Here is a 15,578-nt window from a genome sequence, read left to right as displayed (position 1 = left end):
CGATTCTTGTGTGTTGGGGTGTGTGGAGTTCGGCCCTGCTGCGCACCCGTACTCCACACGCCGATTCTTGTGTGTTGGGGTGTGTGGAGTTCGGCCCCGCTGCGCGCCTCAACTTCACACGCATGGGGTTAGGGGCAGATTGGGTGGGGGGTGATGCCTGGGGCGTGGCGTTGCCAGAGGGTGGTGGGTAGGTCGTGGCCGGCGATGTGGCAGGCGGCGGCTACCGGGTCGGTGACGGCGGTGAGGATCGGGGAGACGTTGCGTAGTTGGATGATGGACTCGTTGGTGTACTGGCCCACGACGCCCTCCGCCCACTGGGCCGTCGCCAGCAGGCCGGTGGGGGAGATCGCCAGGTGCTCGTGGAAGATCGACTTGTCGTCGGTGGCGAACACGGCCACTTCGGCGGGGAGCGTCGGGTCGGTCATGTCCCAGACGTCGATGGCGCCGGTGGCGCTGAGGACCAGGGTGTTGCCTGAGGTCGCGGTGGCGAGGGCCTGGCCGTCGTGGAGCGACACCTGACTGTGCACAAGGCGCGGATCCGACATGTCGGAAATGTCCCAGCTGACACCGGGTCCCGTCTCGGAAGTCACGAACATGCGACGACCATCCGAGGAGAACGCGATCACCCCCGGGGCCTCGATCGCGAACCGCCGCGAGGCCAGGGTGACAGGCCGCCGCGGATCGGCCACGTTCCACCAGGTGGCGACGGCGTCGCCGGACGTTCCCGCACGCACCACCGTCACCAAGCGTCCGTCCGGCGCGAACGCCACCTCCGGATCGCTCACAGCCGGCAGCGTCGCAACCGGTCGGCTCTCGGCTGGTGTCGTGCCGGGTGGTTGGCTCTCGGCTGGTGTCGTGCCGGGTGGTCGGGTCTCGGCTGGTGGTGTCCCGGGTGGTTGGCTCTCGGCTGGTGGCGTTCCGGGTGGTCGGGTCTCGGCTGGTGGCGTTCCGGGCGGTCGGGTCTCGGCTGGTGTCGTGCCGGGCGGTTGGCTCTCGGCCGGTGGCGTCGCCGTTGGCTGCGTCCCCTCCCGGACGGCCCAGAGGTGGATCCTCTCGTCGCGTAGTTCGCCCTGCTGGAGGCCGTTGCTCTCGTGGTTCCGGGTCACCAGCAAGCCGCCGTCGGCCGACAGCGCCAGCGGCACTACCTCATCGTCCCCGCTCCGTGGAACAGTCATCACCCGCCGCAGCCCCTCGACGGCCCACACCCCGGCACCACCGTCGTCATCGGCCGCCGCGAAGAAGCGGCTGTCGCCGCTGAAGACCGATGCCGCGGAGGATCCGCCTCGGGTGCCCCGCCCCTCACGCGGGCCGACAGCGCGAAGGTGGACCGGACGGGCCGGATCCGCCACGTCCCACAGCGCCGCCGCGCCTCCGGCTGCCGTCACCAGCATCTGTGTGGTTCCCGGCAGGAAGCGCACCCCGGACACCGTCCCGCCCGGGAGGGTCACCACCGCCCGCGGCCAGCCGTGCGAGTCGACCCGCCACAGCGACGGTGGGCGGCTGCCGAAGGTGACCAGCGCGGTTCGCCCGTCGGGTGCGAGGTCGGCGCTGCCCACCTGGCTGTCCACCGGCGCCAGCGCGCGCAACCGCCGCGGATCCTCCGAACCGATCTGCCACACGTGACTCGAGGCGTGGGAGGCGACGACCAGCGTCCCGTTCGCCCCGAAGCCCAACGACGATGCGACGTACCCCGTCGGAGCCTGGTACCGCAGCACATCGGTCCGGCGTGGAGGCCGGCCGGTGTCCCAGAGTTCGGTGAGGCTGTCGGTACGCCCGATCGCGAGCACCCCGCGCGGCGAGAACGCCAGGCTCTCCGCGGAGACCGGCAGCCGCGCCCGCACTCGGAGTCGCGCCAGGTCGGCGATCACGACGTTCGGCCGGTCGATGAACGCCATCATCCCCGCGTGGAACGCCACCGGCGGTTGCCGCTGACCCTCGCTGACGTCCGCCCCGATCGACCCCACCAGGCGCGGAGTGCCGGTGACCGACCACAGCCGAAGGGGCTGGTGATCCCCGATCGCCGCGAGCAGCCCGTTCGGCGCGAACTGGACCTGCACCGCCTCCACAGTTGTGAGCACCGGCTGCGAGGTGGGATCGAGAACCGGTAGCTGCGCGAGCCGCCCGCCCACCGCGATCGCGAGGGTCAGCCCGTCCGGGGAGAAGGCGCACCCGGTGACGTCGTCGTGCATGGCGACAGTTCTCACCAGGGACCTGCTCGCGGTGTCCCAGATCCGGACCTCGTCGGTGGCGGGACGTATCGAGGCGATCAGGCGCCCGTCCGGCGACCACGTCTGCCGTCCGCCGCACGGATCCTCGATGCCGGCGAACCCGTCGAAGGCGCCCGCGAACCGGTTGTCCACCACGCTCTGGACCAGCACTGGCCGGGCACCGGGTGCGCCCAGCCGGACCGCGAGGGCTTCGAGGAGGAGCGCGGTCGCCGGGTCGGTGCGGCGGACCGAGGCGGCCGCGGGGATCAGGCCGACCGCGATCTCACGTTGGTGGGCGGCGCGGGATTCGCGAGTCGCGGCCACGGCGCCTCCGGCGATGCCGGATGCGGCGAGGAGGACAGCTGCGGCAAGTGCCACGAAGGCGGGGTTCATTTTCGTACGGCAGGAGCGCACCGCCGCCGCCAGGTCCACCGCGAACCGGACCCGGGCGGCACGCAGCAGTGCTTCGGGGAGCGTGTCCGGGTCGCGCGCCGGAGCCAGCACGACCCGCCACCGTTTGCGTACCGCCTCCTCGAGCTTGTTGGGGACACCGCCGGCCTCCGCGAGCCGCGTGTCCGGCTGCAGTTCGGCCGTGACCGCGCACCGCCGGTCGAGGCGTCGTGCCCGCAGCAACCGGGGCGCCAGGTCGGCAAGTCCCACCCCGAACGCCGCGCCGAGCGACCCACCCGCGATCTCGTCGCAGGGCAGCCCGTCCGTGGTGAGCCGCCAGATCACGCACCGGTCGTGGAGCCGAGGTCCGGCCGTGCGCCACGCCGTGTCGAGCGCCTCCGCGAACCGCCGGTCGGCCACGAGGAACAGCATCGAACGCGGGTCCGGGTAGAGCCCGGGCGGCCCGTCGTCGAGCAGCGTCAGGCGGAGTACGCCGTGCCCACCCGTCGACCGGCGGTCGAACAGCACCGGCAGTTCCGCCTCACGTCGCTTGCGGGGGAGATCGCGTGCGAAAGCGCGTACGCAAATCGCCAGAAAGCCCAGCCCCGCACGGTCCGCAGCCGCGGCATCGTCGGTGAGCACCGCCAGGCGCCGCGCGATGGGAGCCGTGGGCGAACCGATGCCGGCGCCGGTCAACGGCAGCGTGGGCAGCACGTTCGCCCGGCGCCAGTGCGCCGCCGCGGAGCGCAGGAGATCGTTGGCGCCGGGCCCACCGTCCATCGCGGCGAGAACGTCGGAGGCCGCCTTCGCCGCCGACCAGGCCGAGCCGGCACCCGGCGCGGGCGATTCCGGCAGAAGAGATGATTCCGGCAGGGGAGACGGTCCCGGCAGGAGAAACGATGCCGGCAGAAGGAGGGAGTCGCCGGAGGCGGAACCGGGATCCGGTGCGGGCGGTGTCTGCGGGAGGCGGGATTCGCCGGGCCAGCTGCTGCGGGTCGCGAACGCCTCCGCGGCGTCGGCGCCCGGGGCCAGGCGGGCGCGGAGGCCGGCGATCGCGCTGGGGGAGCCGGCGGCGTCGCGGCAGAGTTCGAACCAGGTGCCGGGGCCGAACAGCAGGCGGCTGCACAGCTCGTAGCGGTCGGCGGCGGGCGCCGGGTCAGCCGGCGGCATCTCTGATCACCCGGGCGATCGGGTCGTCGGCGGGGCGGCCGGCGACCAGCCGGGCCCAGCCGGACATGCCGGGGTCGGGGGTGGCGGCGACCGAGCGGGTGATCGTCGCGGGGTCGGCGGTGTCCAGGGCGGCCGACGGCTGCACGGGGCCGGTGGCCACGTCGAGGAAGGAGGCGCTGAGGCGCAGCGCGGCGACCGAGCCGTGCGGGTCGTCGGGGACGAAGACCAGAAGGTACGGGTGGGTGCCGCGATCGGTGGTCACGTCGGCCGGGAGGAGCTCGGCGGTGGCGTCGTGGTCGACGTGGACCAGCAGCTCGATCTCGCCGGGGCCGGATTCGCGGACGGTGTACGCCCGATCGCCGGATGTCCAGCCGGTCGTGAGGCGCTCGGGGTCACCGGAGGCGGCGAGCCGGAGCGCGGCCCGGTCGAACCGGGGCAGCCGCACGAATCCCGCGCGGGTCGGCGGCGCTGGGGCGCGCGCGGGATCCGGGGCGTCGAGGGGTGGCAGGTGGATGCCGAGCAACGCGGACCAGTAACGGCGCCACAGCCCGTACCCCTGAATGCCTCTGGGTCTGCTCGGCCCGGACCCGATCAGAAGCGTGAGGTAACGCCCGGTGCTCATGATGCCGCCTCGCTCTCGGCGGGGTTGACCACCGCGCCCAGCTGGGCCAGCAACGCCGGCGCCGACGCACCCACCGCGATCGCTGTCAGCGCGCCGGAGATCTGGCTGTGCAGGATCACGGCGGCGGCCGCACCGAGCCCCAGCCGGGTGATCGCGACGAGCGTGTCCGCCGCCGGGTCGATGTAGCGGGTGACCGCCGGCAGCCGCCGCCCCCGCAGGCGCGCGGCGTGGCGGGCCTTCTGCCAGGCCGCCAGATTTCCCCACACGGCGACGACCTCGACGACCCCGCCGCCGATCATGCCGAGCGCCGCCGCGACACCCCAGTCCATCGATATAAATTAGCGGATCGTCGAAGTGGGTGAAATACCGCGAAACGGTCGATAGGGTGGGTTCGATGGCCAGGGTCTTGGTAGTCGACGACGAGCCGGATCTGCGGTTCCTGCATCGCCGGATCCTCACGCGCGCCGGGCACGACGTGACCGAGGCGAGCGACGGTGCGGCCGCGCTGGAGTCCGTACGCTCGTCGCCCCCCGACCTCGTGGTGACCGACGTGATGATGCCGCTCATGGACGGCCTGGAGTTCATCCGCCGGTTGCGTGCCGACCCCGCCACCGAGGCGATCCCCGTCCTGGCCGTCAGCGGGGACTGGCAGCTGGTGACCGACGCCGACGTCGCGCTGGCCAAACCGTGTCAGGGCCGGGATCTGCTCGTCGCAGCCGAGGACCTGCTGCAGAAGGGACGTGGTGGGCGGTGAAGCGACTCTCGACCGGGCAGCCGGATCTGGACCTGGTGCTCGGCGGCGGCCTCGAGCCGGGATCCATGGTCGTCGTGTCCGGGCCGCCGGGATCCGGCAAGACCATCCTCGCGCAGCAGATCTGCTTCGCCGCCGCGAGCGACGAGCACAAGGCCGTCTACTACACCACCCTGTCCGAGCCGCACTCCAAGCTCGTCGATCACCTGATGGACTTCACGTTCTTCGTGCCCGAGCGCCTGGGGCCGCAGGTCGAGTACGTGCACCTGGGCGACATGCTCCGCGACAGCGACGCGAGCGCGCTCGGCCCACTGATCGACGAGGTGGTCCGCAAGGTCTTCGACGACCGGCCGGCACTGGTGGTGATCGACAGCACGAAGATGCTGCGGGACTTCGTCAGCGAGCAGGACCTGCGCCGGTCCCTCTACGACCTCTCCAGCCGGGTCGGGCACAGCGGGACGGTGTTGCTGCTGATCGGCGAGTACACCCTCGACGAGTCGCAGACGAACGCGGAGTTCACCCTGGCCGACGGCATTCTGCAGATGTCCTACCACCCGCGCGAGCCGATCGACCGGCGCGGGCTGCGCGTGGTGAAGATGCGCGGCACCCCGCACCTGCAGGGCACGCACACCGTGCACATCACGCGCGACGGGGTGCAGGTCTACCCGCGGATCGAGTCGCTGCTGCCCGAGGCGTTCCATCCGGAGCCGGGCCGGATACAAACCGGGATCCGGGGACTCGACGCGCTCATGGGCGGCGGCGTGCCGCGCAGCGACGCGACGCTGGTGCTCGGGCCCTCCGGCGTCGGCAAGACCCTCGGCTGCCTGCAGTTCATCGCCGAAGGGCTGGCCGGCGGCGAGCGCTGCCTCTTCATCAGCTTCCAGGACTCCGCGGAGGAGCTGATCGGTACGGCCGCCGCGCTCGGCCACGACTTCGACTCCGCCCGCCGAGCCGGCCGTCTCGTCATCTCCCACGTGCCGGTCGGCAACCTCGACCTGGACGGGCTGGCGTCGGTGGCCCGCCAGAACCTCACCGGTGACCGGCCGATCCGGATCGTGATCGACAGTCTCGCCGAGATGGCGAACACGGCACGCGAGACCGAGCGGTTCCCGGCGTACCTGCGCAGCCTGCTCGGCCTGATCCGCACCGCCGGCGCCTCGCTCTGGGTGACCAGCGAGACGCGGACCATCGGCCCGATGGACGAACCGCTGGCCGGGCTGATGTTCCTGTTCCACAACGTGATCCAGATCCGGTACATCGAGCACCGCTCCGAGATCGGCCGCGCCGTCAACATCCTCAAGATGCGCAACAGCTCGCACAACCACGCCATCCACGCGTACCACGTCAGCGCGGAGGGTGTGGCCGTCGGCGACCCGATCGAGACGGTGGCCGGCATGCTCGGCTGGAGCGCCCTGCGGGACTGCGGGGGGACCTGAGGTCATTGAGCTCCGGGAGTCCGGTGCCCCACCGCGATCGACTCCCCGCTGATCGCGGCGGCGTGGGCCGAGGTCAGGAACGTGACCAGGGCGGCGACCTGATCGGGGGTGGACTCGCCGATCTCGCTAGCGTCCGGCTTCACGAACCCTGGGTTGACCACGTTGATCGTGATGCCACTACCGGCATATGCGTCGGCGAGCGACTTCGACGCCACGATGACGGCCGCGTTGCGGACCGAACCGGTGACCGACCGGGTCAGGAACGCGTTCTGCCCGCTGACGTTGACGATCCGCCCGAAGCCGGCGTCGCGCATGTGCGGCAGGACCGCGTTCATGGCGCGCAGGTATCCGACGGCCTTCGCGTCGAACGCGTCGAGCACCTGCTCGGGGTCGCTGTCGCGGGACGGGTCGAGACTGCTGGCGGGCGGTGCCGCGGTGTTGACCAGGATGTCGATCGGCCCCTCGGTGGCGATCAGGCGCTCGATCGCCGCGTTCACCGAGTCGGCGTCGCGGGTGTCCAGGGTGAGTATGCCGGTCTGGCCGTCCACCTCAGCGGCGGCGGCCGCGAGCCGCTCTGCCGACCGCCCGGCCAGGAAGACGCGTGCCTTCTCCCGGACCAGCGCGGCGGCGACCGCCCGCCCGATCAGGCCGCTGCCACCGACGACCAGGGCGGTACGTCCCGCTATGCCGAGATCCATCCAGCACTCCCTTCTCTTCGATGGGCATTGTAGGCCCGGTTCGGCGGATCGACAGGGCGCCCTTGATCGTCCAATATGGCCGTGTGACGGATCCGACGTACGACGTCATCGTGGTGGGGGCGCGCTGCGCCGGAGCCCCGCTCGCGATGCTCCTGGCCCGCCGTGGTTACCGGACACTGCTGGTGGACCGGGCCACCTTCCCGAGTGACACGGTCTCCACCCACGTGATCCATCCGCCGGGCGCATCCGCCCTGCAGCGCTGGGGGCTGCTCGACCAGATCGCCGCGACCGGATGCCCGCCCGTCGGACGTTACTCGTTCGACTTCGGGCCGGTCACGGTCGCCGGTGCGCCCGGCACTCCCGACTCGCCGTACGCGTACGCACCCCGCCGCACCCTCCTCGACAAGATCCTGGTCGACGCCGCCGCGGCCGCCGGAGCCGAGGTCCGCGAGGACTTCACCGTCGACGAGGTGCTGCTCTCCGACGGCAAGGTCAGCGGCATCCGTGGCCACGACCGCAGCGGCCTCGCCGTCGTGGACCGCGCACCGGTCGTCGTCGGCGCGGACGGCCGCAACTCCGTCGTCGCCAAGGCCGTCTCGCCCGCGGTCTACGAGGACCACGACCCGCTGACTGTGGGGTACTACGCGTACTGGAGCAACCTTCCGACCGACACGTTCGAGGCGTACAGCCGGCCGGGGCGGGGCTGGGCGGTCTGCCCGACGAACGACGACCTGACACTGGTCATCGGCGGCTGGCCGTACGCCGAACTCGCCACCCACCGCAACGACGTCGAGACCCAGCTGCTCAAGACGTTCTCGCTGTCACCCGAGTTCGCCGACCGGATCGCCGACGCCAAGCGGGAGACCCGTCTCGCCGGCACGTCGGTACCCAACTACTTCCGCGTCCCGTACGGCCCCGGCTGGGCACTGGTCGGCGACGCGGGTTACAACAAGGACTTCATCACCGCGCAGGGCATCACCGACGCGTTCCTCGACGCGGAGAACCTCGCGCTCGCCCTGGACCAGACGCTCGGCGGTGGCGTCCCGTACGCCGACGCCCTCGCCGGATATCAGGCCCGCCGCGACAATCGCGCCATGCCGGTCTACCAGATGACCCTCGGCATCGCGTCGCTGCAGCCACCGGATCCGCAGATGGTCGGGCTGGTGTCCGCCATCGCCGGCAACCAGGCGAAGATGGACGCGTTCGCCCGCCTCAACTCGGGCGTGACGTCGCCGGTGGAGTTCTTCGCCCCGGAGCACATGGGCCGCCTGATGAGCTAGCCTCCGCCGCCTACTTTGGAGGCGTGGCGAAATCTGTGAGGGTTCCACCACGCTGGGTCGTCCGCACCGCCTGGGCGATCCACCGTGGCATCTACCGCGTGACCGGTGGCCGCAGAGGGCTGTGGCCACCGCGTCCCGGCCGCTGGGGCGCGCTGCGACTGACCACCACCGGTCGTCGCAGCGGCCAGCCGCGCAGTGTCATCCTCGCCTACTTCGAGGAGGGCCCCGACCTCGTGCTGATGTCCATGAACGGCTGGGGCGAGGGCGAGCCCGCCTGGCAACTCAACCTCGCCGCGAACCCCGAGGCCACCGTCGAGTTCCGGCGGGGGTCACGCCAGGTGCGCGCACGCACCGCCACCGGCGAGGAGCACACCAGGCTGTGGGCACGCTGGGCGACAATCGACAAAGATCTTGATGGGTACGCGCAAAAGCGCACCACCCCGACGGTGGTGATAGTCCTGGAGCCCCGATGACCGCGAAGGAAGACCTCCACACCTACCTGCGTCAGGCGCGCGAGGCCCTCGTGTGGAAAATGGACGGCCTGTCCTCCTATGACGTCCGCCGCCCCCTGGTCCCCACCGGCACCAACCTGCTGGGCCTGGTCAAACACGTCACCGGCATCACTTCGGGCTACTTCGGCGTCACGTTCGGCCGTCCCTTCCCCGAGCCCGTCCCCTGGTTCGGCACCGGCGCGGAACCGAACGCCGACATGTGGGCCACCCCCGACGAGTCCCGCGAACACATAGTCGGCCTCTACCACCGGGTCTGGTCCCACGCCGACGCCACCATCGGCGCCCTGGACCTGGACGCGGTCGGCCACGTCCCGTGGTGGGCCCCCGGCAACGAGGTAACCCTGAACCGCATCCTCACCCACATGCTCGCCGAACTGAACCGCCACGCCGGCCACGCCGACATCCTCCGCGAACTCCTCGACGGCGACGCGGGCTGGCGCTCCCCGGGCGACCACCTCGCCTCCACCTCACCCCAGTGGTGGGCCGAGCACCGGGCACGCTTGGAGGCGGCCGCCCAAAAGGCCGCCTAGCCACCGTCGAACGCCACACCGGCCCGCGCAAGCCCTCGCCCGGGCGCACCCCGGCGGTTGCTCAGCCCCGGCGGTTGCTCAGCCCCGGCGGTTGCTCAGCCCCCGACGGCGATCGAGGCCGCAAACCAGACCGGGGCGGCCCTGATCCACCCGACGCCGTCTCCCGTCGGTGGATGAGCGCCAGCCGAGCAGACCTGGCTGGCAGGTATCCACCCTTCGCCGCCGGGGTGAGGTGGACCGGCGCCAGCCCGCGCCTGCCGCTCAGCCCGCGCCTGCCGCTCAGCCCGCGCCTGCCGCTCAGCCCGCGCCTGCCGCTCAGCCCGCGCCTCCCGCAGCGTGCCCCGAACCCGCACCCACGCCCGCCCGGCCCACCGGCCCGCCAGCCGCAGCGTGCCCCCGGCCCCGCACCTCCCGCCCAGCCCGCACCTCCCACACCCCCGGCCGCCCGCCCCGGCCCGCCCCGCTCACCCCGTGACCCGCCACCGAACCCTCACGTCTGGACAACCGGCCGATACTCCTCAGCCGTCAACCCGAACGTCCAAGCCACCCCCTCCCGAGCCGACCCCGTCCGCGGCGGCACCCGCAGCCAATAGACCCGGCTTGTCCCGTCCGGTTCCGGTGTGGAGTTCACCACCTCCACCATGACCAGCGGTTCGTCACCGGGGAGGTCCAGCCACCACAGGGTGCCGGTCTCGTCGGAGCCCATCCTGCGGGCGCCCGCGTCGCGCAGGTAGCGGTCGTAGCCGTAGTGCTCCAGCATGACGCGGCGGATTTCGGCGTTCTGTTCGGTGCGGATGCGGTCCACCGTGAGGGTGGGGAGTTCGGCGACCAGGTCGGTGGGGATCGGCATGCCTCGCCAGGCCCACAGGCCGTAGCCGTCCGGGAACTCCATGGCCGCGCCCTCGCCGCGGTGCAGGCGGCCGACGTTGTCGCGTTCGAGCAGCAGTGGGCGCTCGGTCAGGACGGCGGCGTGCTCGTTGGCCCACCACCAGCCGCAGTGTCGTGCCACCTGGGCCAGGCCGGTGAGGCCGTTCATCAGGCCGGCCTCGGGAACCAGCCTGTCGGCGGCCTCGAACGTGCTCAGCCAGGTCCCGTCGTGCTGGCCGTAGACCGCGTCGAGCACCGGTGTCCGCGGCACCCCGGCGGCGGCCAGGTCCTCGCCCAGGCGCAGACGGAGGCGGCCGGCGATCAGGTCCATCACGAGGGCCCACGACCGGCGGCCGGCGGCGGCGCTGAGCTGGGCCCAGCCGTCCGTGCCGAGCGTCTCGGCGGCGGCCTTGCGGGCGGCGGCCCACGGCTCGGTGCGCACCCGGCGGCGCAGCGAGGGCCCGGCTGTCGAACCCGGCTCCCAGCCCTGCGCGATCAGCCCGGCGTGCACGTCGCGGAACCAGGACGGCGCATCCGGGCCCGGCTCCGGTGCTCCGGACAGCAGCGCGACGGCCGCCGCGCCGGCGCGAGGTGACCCGAACCAGTAGATCCGGCCGGGTGGACGGGCGCCCGTAGCGCGGTACGCGACGCGTACCCCTTCCTCTGCGGCCTGGTGATCCGCTGAGCCGGTCGTGACCGCGGCGGCCAGCCACTGATCCTCGATGGCCGCGGCCATCGCCTCCTGAGCGTGAGTGAGCCTCATGAGAAGTCCCTCTCAGTCCGCGACCGGCCGGAACGCGCCCGGGATGTACTCCCTCTGGCGGACCACGCGGTAGTGCCCGGCGGGCAGCGAGATCGGGCCGTGCTCCTCGTGGGTGACCCGGCCGTGCGTCGGCACGTCGACGAACATCCGCTCCGGATCGTCCAGATCGGCGAGCAGCTGCAGACCCGGACCGCCGACGACATGTGCGTGACCCGTCGCCTCACCGCGCGCCAGGACCATCCGGCCGCGCCGGTCACGCGGCACCGGTGCGCACGCGGGCACCTCCGCCCGCGCAACCGGGATGATCAGGACATCGCCCTGCCGGTACATCTCGCCTCCCAGAACTCGTCTCGGTCAGGGCGCACGCTACCGCCGGGGTACGACAATTTAGGCTGACGCCGTGCTCAAGGCTGTGATCGTTGACGTCGATGACACGCTGTGCCTGACCGAGGCCGCGTCCTTCGACCTGGAGAACGAGGTCCTCGCCCGGATGGGCCGGCCGCCGATGTCCCGCGAGATCCACCTCGCGACCTGGGGCGAGGTGCTGCTGGACGCGATGCCCCACCGATCACCCGGCCTCGATCTTGACGTTTTCGCACGACTTTTCCCGATATATCATCAGCAATACCTGGCCGACGGCCGCCTCGACGTCATCCCGCCGGAGAATCTCGAGGCCCTCGACCGGCTGGTCGAATCCGGTCACACGATCCTGCTGCTGACGTCGCGGGCGGAGGCGGAGATCCGCCACATGCTGGAGCCGGACCACGTTCTCGCGACCCGCGTCACCCACGCTTATCACCAGGGCAACACGCAATTCCGCAAACCTGATCCGCGCGCTTTCGACGAGCTTCTCGCGGAGACCGGATTCCGTCCCGACCAATGCGTCTATGTGGGCGACTCACCCGGTGACGCGCTGGCCGCGGGCGGTGCGGGCATCCGGTTCGTGGCATGCCTGCAGAGCGGGGTCCGCCGCCTCGACGATTTCGACGCACGTTTCGTCACCGCCGCGGTGGAGACCTTTCCGGAAATAGCGTCACTCTCTTTTTAACGTACGGGTGAACGACGGCCCCCGAGAGTCGGCGCGGCCTGACCGCATGGTCACGGCCGCAGCGCGGCCGCCGGGACACGGCGCGGGGTTTCTCCCAAAACCAGACACCACCTGTCAGGTTTTGGGGACAGCATCGGCGGCATGACACAACCATTGACGGGAAAGGTCGCGCTCGTCGCGGGGGCCACTCGCGGGGCGGGACGGCAGATCGCGGTGCAGCTCGGCGCGGCCGGCGCGACGGTCTACGCGACCGGGCGCACCACCCGGGAGCGGCGGTCGGCGATGGACCGGCCGGAGACGATCGAGGAAACGGCCGAGCTGGTCACGGCGGCCGGCGGCAACGGGGTGGCGGTGGCCGTCGACCACACCGACCGGGAGCGGGTGAAGGCCCTGGTCGACCGGATCGACGCGGAACAGGGCCGGCTCGACGTCCTGGTGAACGACGTCTGGGGCGGCGATCCGCTGACGACCTGGAACAAACCGGTGTGGGAGCAGTCGCTCGACGCCGGGTTCAAGCTTCTGCGGCAGGCGGTCGACACGCACATCATCACCAGCCACTACGCGCTGCCGCTGCTGATCCGGCGGCCGGGCGGGCTGGTCATCGAGGTCGGTGACGGCACCACCGAGTACAACTCCACGAACTACCGTCTCTCGGTCTTCTACGACCTGGCGAAATGGTCGGTGAACCGGCTCGCATTCGTCTGGGCGAAGGAGTTGTCCGAGCACGGCGGCACCGCGGTCGCGCTCACTCCGGGATGGCTGCGCTCGGAGATGATGCTCGACCACTACGGCGTCACCGAGGAGAACTGGCGGGACGCCACGGCGAAGGAACCGCATTTCGCCATCTCCGAGACGCCGGCTTTCGTGGGGCGCGCGGTGGCGGCACTCGCGGGTGATCCGGATCGGTCCCGGTGGAACGCGAAGTCGGTGTCCAGCGGGGAACTGGCGAAGGTGTACGGCTTCACCGACGTCGACGGGAGCCGGCCGGACGCCTGGCCGTACGTGGTCGAGGTGCAGGACGCCGGCAAACCGGCCGACGTGACCGGTTACCGGTAGAGGCCGTCCATCCGCCGGGCGGCCTCGGCGAGGCGGGCGCGCAGCTCGGGCGGGTCGATCACCTCGGCCTCCGGGCCCAGTCGCAGCACGTACGTGTAGGCGACGTCGATCGACTCCACCGGCATGCGCGTCTCGACCCAGCCGTGGCCGTCCGGTTCGCCGGCCGCCGCGGTCGCCTCCTGCACGGCCACCGGCTCGGCGACGAACCGCAGGTTGCGCAGTGCGGCCGGGCTGAGCCGCAGGGTGATCGTCTCGCGGAGCATCTGCCGGACGAACTCGGCGGCCCGCCCCGCCCAGAAGCCCGGCAGGTCGAAGCCGGCTTCACGGTCGAACGTGCCGCCGGTCTCCTCGACGGCGGTGATCCGGTCCACCCGGTACGAGCGGAGGTCCGCACCCACCCGGCCGACCAGGTACCAGACACCGTTCTTCAGAACCAGCCCGTACGGATCGACGGTCCGGGTGACGTCCTGACCCCGGTGATAGCTCATGGCGACGGTGCGGTCCTGCCAGACAGCGTGGGCCAGATCCGCCAGCAGGGGCGGCGGTTCGGTGTCGGCGAACCAGCCGGGCGCGTCCAGGTGGAACCGCTGCCCGGCCCGCTCCGACGCCTCCCGCAGGCCGGGCGGGAGCGCGGCGAGCACCTTGCGGCGGACCGTCCGGACCGGCTCGGCGAGTCCCATGTCCCGGGCCGGTCCGGGCAGCCCGGCCAGAAACAGTGCCTCGGCCTCGCTGCGGCTAAGCCCGGTGAGCCTGGTGTGGTACCCCCCGACCAGCCGATAACCGCCGGCGCGGCCCTGCTCGGCGTAGACGGGCACACCCGCGGCCGAGAGCGCCAGGACGTCGCGATAGACCGTACGCTCGGATACCTCCAGCTCAGCGGCGAGTTCGGCGGCGGTGAGGGTGCCGCGGGACTGCAGCAGGAGCACGAGGTTGATGAGGCGGGCCGCACGCACCTGTCCATTGTCGGATACCGTTCCCGCGTGCCGCCCACCCTCCTGTTCCTGGACGTCGACGGACCGCTGATACCGTTCCGCGCGCGCCCGCACACCCGGCCCCGACCATCCTCGCCCGGGGACTCGGGTGGCAACCCGCTGCTCGACCGGCTCCAACCGGAGGACGGCCGGCGGTTGCTCGCGCTGGGATGCGAGCTGATCTGGGCGACCACCTGGGGCGCCGAGGCCAACCGGGTCATCGCGCCGCGGCTCGGGCTCCCGCAGCTGCCCGTGGTGGAGTGGCTGGACGAGGACGCCGTGGAGCGCGGCCTGCACTGGAAGACCGTCGCACTCACACGATGGGCGGCGGGCCGGCCGTTCGTCTGGCTCGACGACGAGCCGACCGAGCGGGACCAGCAGTGGATCGCGGACCACCACAGCGGCACGGCGCTGGTCCGCCGGGTCGACCCCCTGACCGGCCTGACCGACGATGACTTCACCGCCGTCCAGGACTGGCTCCGCGACGACCGGATCGTGGTGGGTTGAGGGGCGCGCCCGGAGACTGACAGGGCTCGACATGGCCCCTCAGCGTGGCCCGGCCGCCGGTTGGGCCACCGGTCGACGCCGGCAACCACCCCACGGCAGTGCCGGGGAAGCCGCCGCGTCACAGAGCTGGATCCCTCGGTGCCGGGCGCGCCCGCCAGAGAATACGACGACTTGACCGCGGTGATGATGATGGCGGCGTGACGAACAGCGAGCCGGTGGTCTGGTATGCGAAGACCGACGATCCCCAGCACGCACTGGTGCAGGGCGCGGGCATCGTGGCCGCCTCCTTCGTGCCGGCGCTGCTGATCCTCTGCGCGGGCGGCCTGGCCGGCAGCGTGGTGGGCGCCTTCTATCTGGCGCTGCTGCTGGTGCCGGTCGCCATCGGGTACGCCGTCTGGACGATCCTGCGCGACCGGAAAGCCGTGATCACCATCGAACTGGCCGGCGACCGCTTCACCCTGATCCGCAACGACCGGAGCCGCAGCACGTTCGCCGCCCGCGAGGTGAAGCAGATCGACGTGATCCGGTGGGTCTACGACGGCACCCCGGAGTACACCCGCATGCGCCTGCACGTCGGCGGAAAGATCGAGCGCACACGCAACGGCCCGGGCCGCATGCCGGACGGCTGGGACGAGGCCGTCCGCGTCACCGAGGTCGACGTCAAGTACGTCACCAGACGCCGGCGCAACAGTTAGCTCGTCGATCAACCACCCGGCTCGATCCCGACGTCGCAACGGACTGGACCGCTGCGCCATCAAGGGTGACCAAAG

16 protein-coding genes are annotated in these 15,578 nt (G+C 71.7%); 9 read left to right on the top strand and 7 right to left on the bottom strand.

Going from position 1 to position 15,578, the window contains the following annotated elements:
- Window positions 1-128: 128 nt before the first annotated feature.
- The 3 genes from AB0M02_RS27765 to AB0M02_RS27755 are packed head-to-tail and all read right to left on the bottom strand — an operon-like array spanning window position 129 to window position 4,718.
- Window positions 129-3,767: a hypothetical protein gene (locus AB0M02_RS27765; RefSeq protein WP_364231761.1), complete on the bottom strand. Its 3,639-nt coding sequence runs from the start codon at window positions 3,765-3,767 to the stop codon at window positions 129-131.
- Window positions 3,754-4,389 (bottom strand): hypothetical protein, encoded by a 636-nt coding sequence (locus AB0M02_RS27760; protein WP_364231758.1) that lies wholly within the window; start codon window positions 4,387-4,389, stop codon window positions 3,754-3,756. Before AB0M02_RS27760 ends, AB0M02_RS27765 begins: the two co-directional genes overlap by 14 nt.
- The gene (locus AB0M02_RS27755) at window positions 4,386-4,718 is read right to left on the bottom strand and encodes a hypothetical protein (protein WP_364231755.1); all 333 of its coding nucleotides are present in this window, start codon (window positions 4,716-4,718) and stop codon (window positions 4,386-4,388) included. Before AB0M02_RS27755 ends, AB0M02_RS27760 begins: the two co-directional genes overlap by 4 nt.
- A 65-nt stretch (window positions 4,719-4,783) precedes the next feature.
- Between AB0M02_RS27755 and AB0M02_RS27750 the strand changes: the two genes are divergently transcribed.
- Together AB0M02_RS27750 and AB0M02_RS27745 are read left to right on the top strand one after the other, a co-directional pair.
- The gene (locus AB0M02_RS27750; protein WP_364231752.1) at window positions 4,784-5,143 is read left to right on the top strand and encodes a response regulator; all 360 of its coding nucleotides are present in this window, start codon (window positions 4,784-4,786) and stop codon (window positions 5,141-5,143) included.
- Window positions 5,140-6,576 (top strand): ATPase domain-containing protein, encoded by a 1,437-nt coding sequence (locus AB0M02_RS27745; protein ID WP_364231749.1) that lies wholly within the window; start codon window positions 5,140-5,142, stop codon window positions 6,574-6,576. Before AB0M02_RS27750 ends, AB0M02_RS27745 begins: the two co-directional genes overlap by 4 nt.
- Before the next feature lie 2 nt (window positions 6,577-6,578).
- On the opposite strand, the gene AB0M02_RS27740 is transcribed toward AB0M02_RS27745, so the two are convergent.
- Complete coding sequence (locus tag AB0M02_RS27740) at window positions 6,579-7,274, bottom strand: SDR family NAD(P)-dependent oxidoreductase (protein ID WP_364231746.1); 696 nt, start codon at window positions 7,272-7,274, stop codon at window positions 6,579-6,581.
- Window positions 7,275-7,357: 83 nt separating this feature from the next.
- Here AB0M02_RS27740 and AB0M02_RS27735 point away from each other — a divergent pair, with 83 nt between their 5' ends.
- From AB0M02_RS27735 to AB0M02_RS27725, 3 genes are read left to right on the top strand one after another with little or no spacing between them, the layout of a single operon-like run.
- Window positions 7,358-8,554: an NAD(P)/FAD-dependent oxidoreductase gene (locus AB0M02_RS27735; RefSeq protein ID WP_364231743.1), complete on the top strand. Its 1,197-nt coding sequence runs from the start codon at window positions 7,358-7,360 to the stop codon at window positions 8,552-8,554.
- Between the two features lie 23 nt (window positions 8,555-8,577).
- Window positions 8,578-9,027: a nitroreductase family deazaflavin-dependent oxidoreductase gene (locus AB0M02_RS27730; protein WP_364231740.1), complete on the top strand. Its 450-nt coding sequence runs from the start codon at window positions 8,578-8,580 to the stop codon at window positions 9,025-9,027.
- Window positions 9,024-9,596: a DinB family protein gene (locus AB0M02_RS27725; protein ID WP_364231737.1), complete on the top strand. Its 573-nt coding sequence runs from the start codon at window positions 9,024-9,026 to the stop codon at window positions 9,594-9,596. Before AB0M02_RS27730 ends, AB0M02_RS27725 begins: the two co-directional genes overlap by 4 nt.
- A 490-nt stretch (window positions 9,597-10,086) precedes the next feature.
- Here AB0M02_RS27725 and AB0M02_RS27720 read toward each other — a convergent pair whose 3' ends face one another.
- Together AB0M02_RS27720 and AB0M02_RS27715 are read right to left on the bottom strand one after the other, a co-directional pair.
- Window positions 10,087-11,226 carry a DUF6745 domain-containing protein gene (locus tag AB0M02_RS27720; protein WP_364231734.1) on the bottom strand — a complete coding sequence of 380 codons (1,140 nt, stop codon included), beginning with the start codon at window positions 11,224-11,226 and terminating at the stop codon, window positions 10,087-10,089.
- 12 nt (window positions 11,227-11,238) lie between these two features.
- Window positions 11,239-11,556 (bottom strand): hypothetical protein, encoded by a 318-nt coding sequence (locus AB0M02_RS27715; protein WP_364231731.1) that lies wholly within the window; start codon window positions 11,554-11,556, stop codon window positions 11,239-11,241.
- A 70-nt stretch (window positions 11,557-11,626) separates the two neighbouring features.
- On the opposite strand from AB0M02_RS27715, the gene AB0M02_RS27710 reads away from it, so the two are divergent.
- Both AB0M02_RS27710 and AB0M02_RS27705 read left to right on the top strand, forming a co-directional pair.
- On the top strand, window positions 11,627-12,274 hold the full coding sequence (locus AB0M02_RS27710) for an HAD hydrolase-like protein (RefSeq protein ID WP_364231728.1): 648 nt from the start codon (window positions 11,627-11,629) through the stop codon (window positions 12,272-12,274).
- Between the two features lie 141 nt (window positions 12,275-12,415).
- On the top strand, window positions 12,416-13,330 hold the full coding sequence (locus AB0M02_RS27705; RefSeq protein WP_364231726.1) for an SDR family oxidoreductase: 915 nt from the start codon (window positions 12,416-12,418) through the stop codon (window positions 13,328-13,330).
- Here AB0M02_RS27705 and AB0M02_RS27700 read toward each other — a convergent pair.
- Window positions 13,321-14,283 (bottom strand): YafY family protein, encoded by a 963-nt coding sequence (locus AB0M02_RS27700; protein WP_364231723.1) that lies wholly within the window; start codon window positions 14,281-14,283, stop codon window positions 13,321-13,323. The genes AB0M02_RS27705 and AB0M02_RS27700 overlap by 10 nt on opposite strands.
- Before the next feature lie 27 nt (window positions 14,284-14,310).
- Between AB0M02_RS27700 and AB0M02_RS27695 the strand changes: the two genes are divergently transcribed.
- Together AB0M02_RS27695 and AB0M02_RS27690 are read left to right on the top strand one after the other, a co-directional pair.
- Entirely contained in the window at window positions 14,311-14,808 is a 498-nt protein-coding gene (locus AB0M02_RS27695; protein WP_364231720.1) for an HAD domain-containing protein, read from the top strand.
- Window positions 14,809-15,005: 197 nt separating this feature from the next.
- Window positions 15,006-15,503 carry a hypothetical protein gene (locus AB0M02_RS27690; protein ID WP_364231717.1) on the top strand — a complete coding sequence of 166 codons (498 nt, stop codon included), beginning with the start codon at window positions 15,006-15,008 and terminating at the stop codon, window positions 15,501-15,503.
- Window positions 15,504-15,578: the final 75 nt, after the last annotated feature.

The sequence above is a fragment of the Actinoplanes sp. NPDC051861 genome (assembly GCF_040681145.1).
Lineage (GTDB): Bacteria > Actinomycetota > Actinomycetes > Mycobacteriales > Micromonosporaceae > Actinoplanes.
The sequence above is the reverse complement of the archived record's forward strand: the minus strand, read 5'-3'. Positions and strand labels throughout refer to the sequence as shown.

What these genes read in the sequence shown, in the direction of transcription:
- AB0M02_RS27765 (WP_364231761.1), bottom strand. Translation starts at nt 3,767, where the DNA reads ATGCCGCCGGCTGACCCGGCGCCCGCCGCCGACCGCTACGAGCTGTGC.
- AB0M02_RS27760 (WP_364231758.1), bottom strand. Translation starts at nt 4,389, where the DNA reads ATGAGCACCGGGCGTTACCTCACGCTTCTGATCGGGTCCGGGCCGAGC.
- AB0M02_RS27755 (WP_364231755.1), bottom strand. Translation starts at nt 4,718, where the DNA reads ATGGACTGGGGTGTCGCGGCGGCGCTCGGCATGATCGGCGGCGGGGTC.
- AB0M02_RS27750 (WP_364231752.1), top strand. Translation starts at nt 4,784, where the DNA reads ATGGCCAGGGTCTTGGTAGTCGACGACGAGCCGGATCTGCGGTTCCTG.
- AB0M02_RS27740 (WP_364231746.1), bottom strand. Translation starts at nt 7,274, where the DNA reads ATGGATCTCGGCATAGCGGGACGTACCGCCCTGGTCGTCGGTGGCAGC.
- AB0M02_RS27725 (WP_364231737.1), top strand. Translation starts at nt 9,024, where the DNA reads ATGACCGCGAAGGAAGACCTCCACACCTACCTGCGTCAGGCGCGCGAG.
- AB0M02_RS27720 (WP_364231734.1), bottom strand. Translation starts at nt 11,226, where the DNA reads ATGAGGCTCACTCACGCTCAGGAGGCGATGGCCGCGGCCATCGAGGAT.
- AB0M02_RS27715 (WP_364231731.1), bottom strand. Translation starts at nt 11,556, where the DNA reads ATGTACCGGCAGGGCGATGTCCTGATCATCCCGGTTGCGCGGGCGGAG.
- AB0M02_RS27705 (WP_364231726.1), top strand. Translation starts at nt 12,416, where the DNA reads ATGACACAACCATTGACGGGAAAGGTCGCGCTCGTCGCGGGGGCCACT.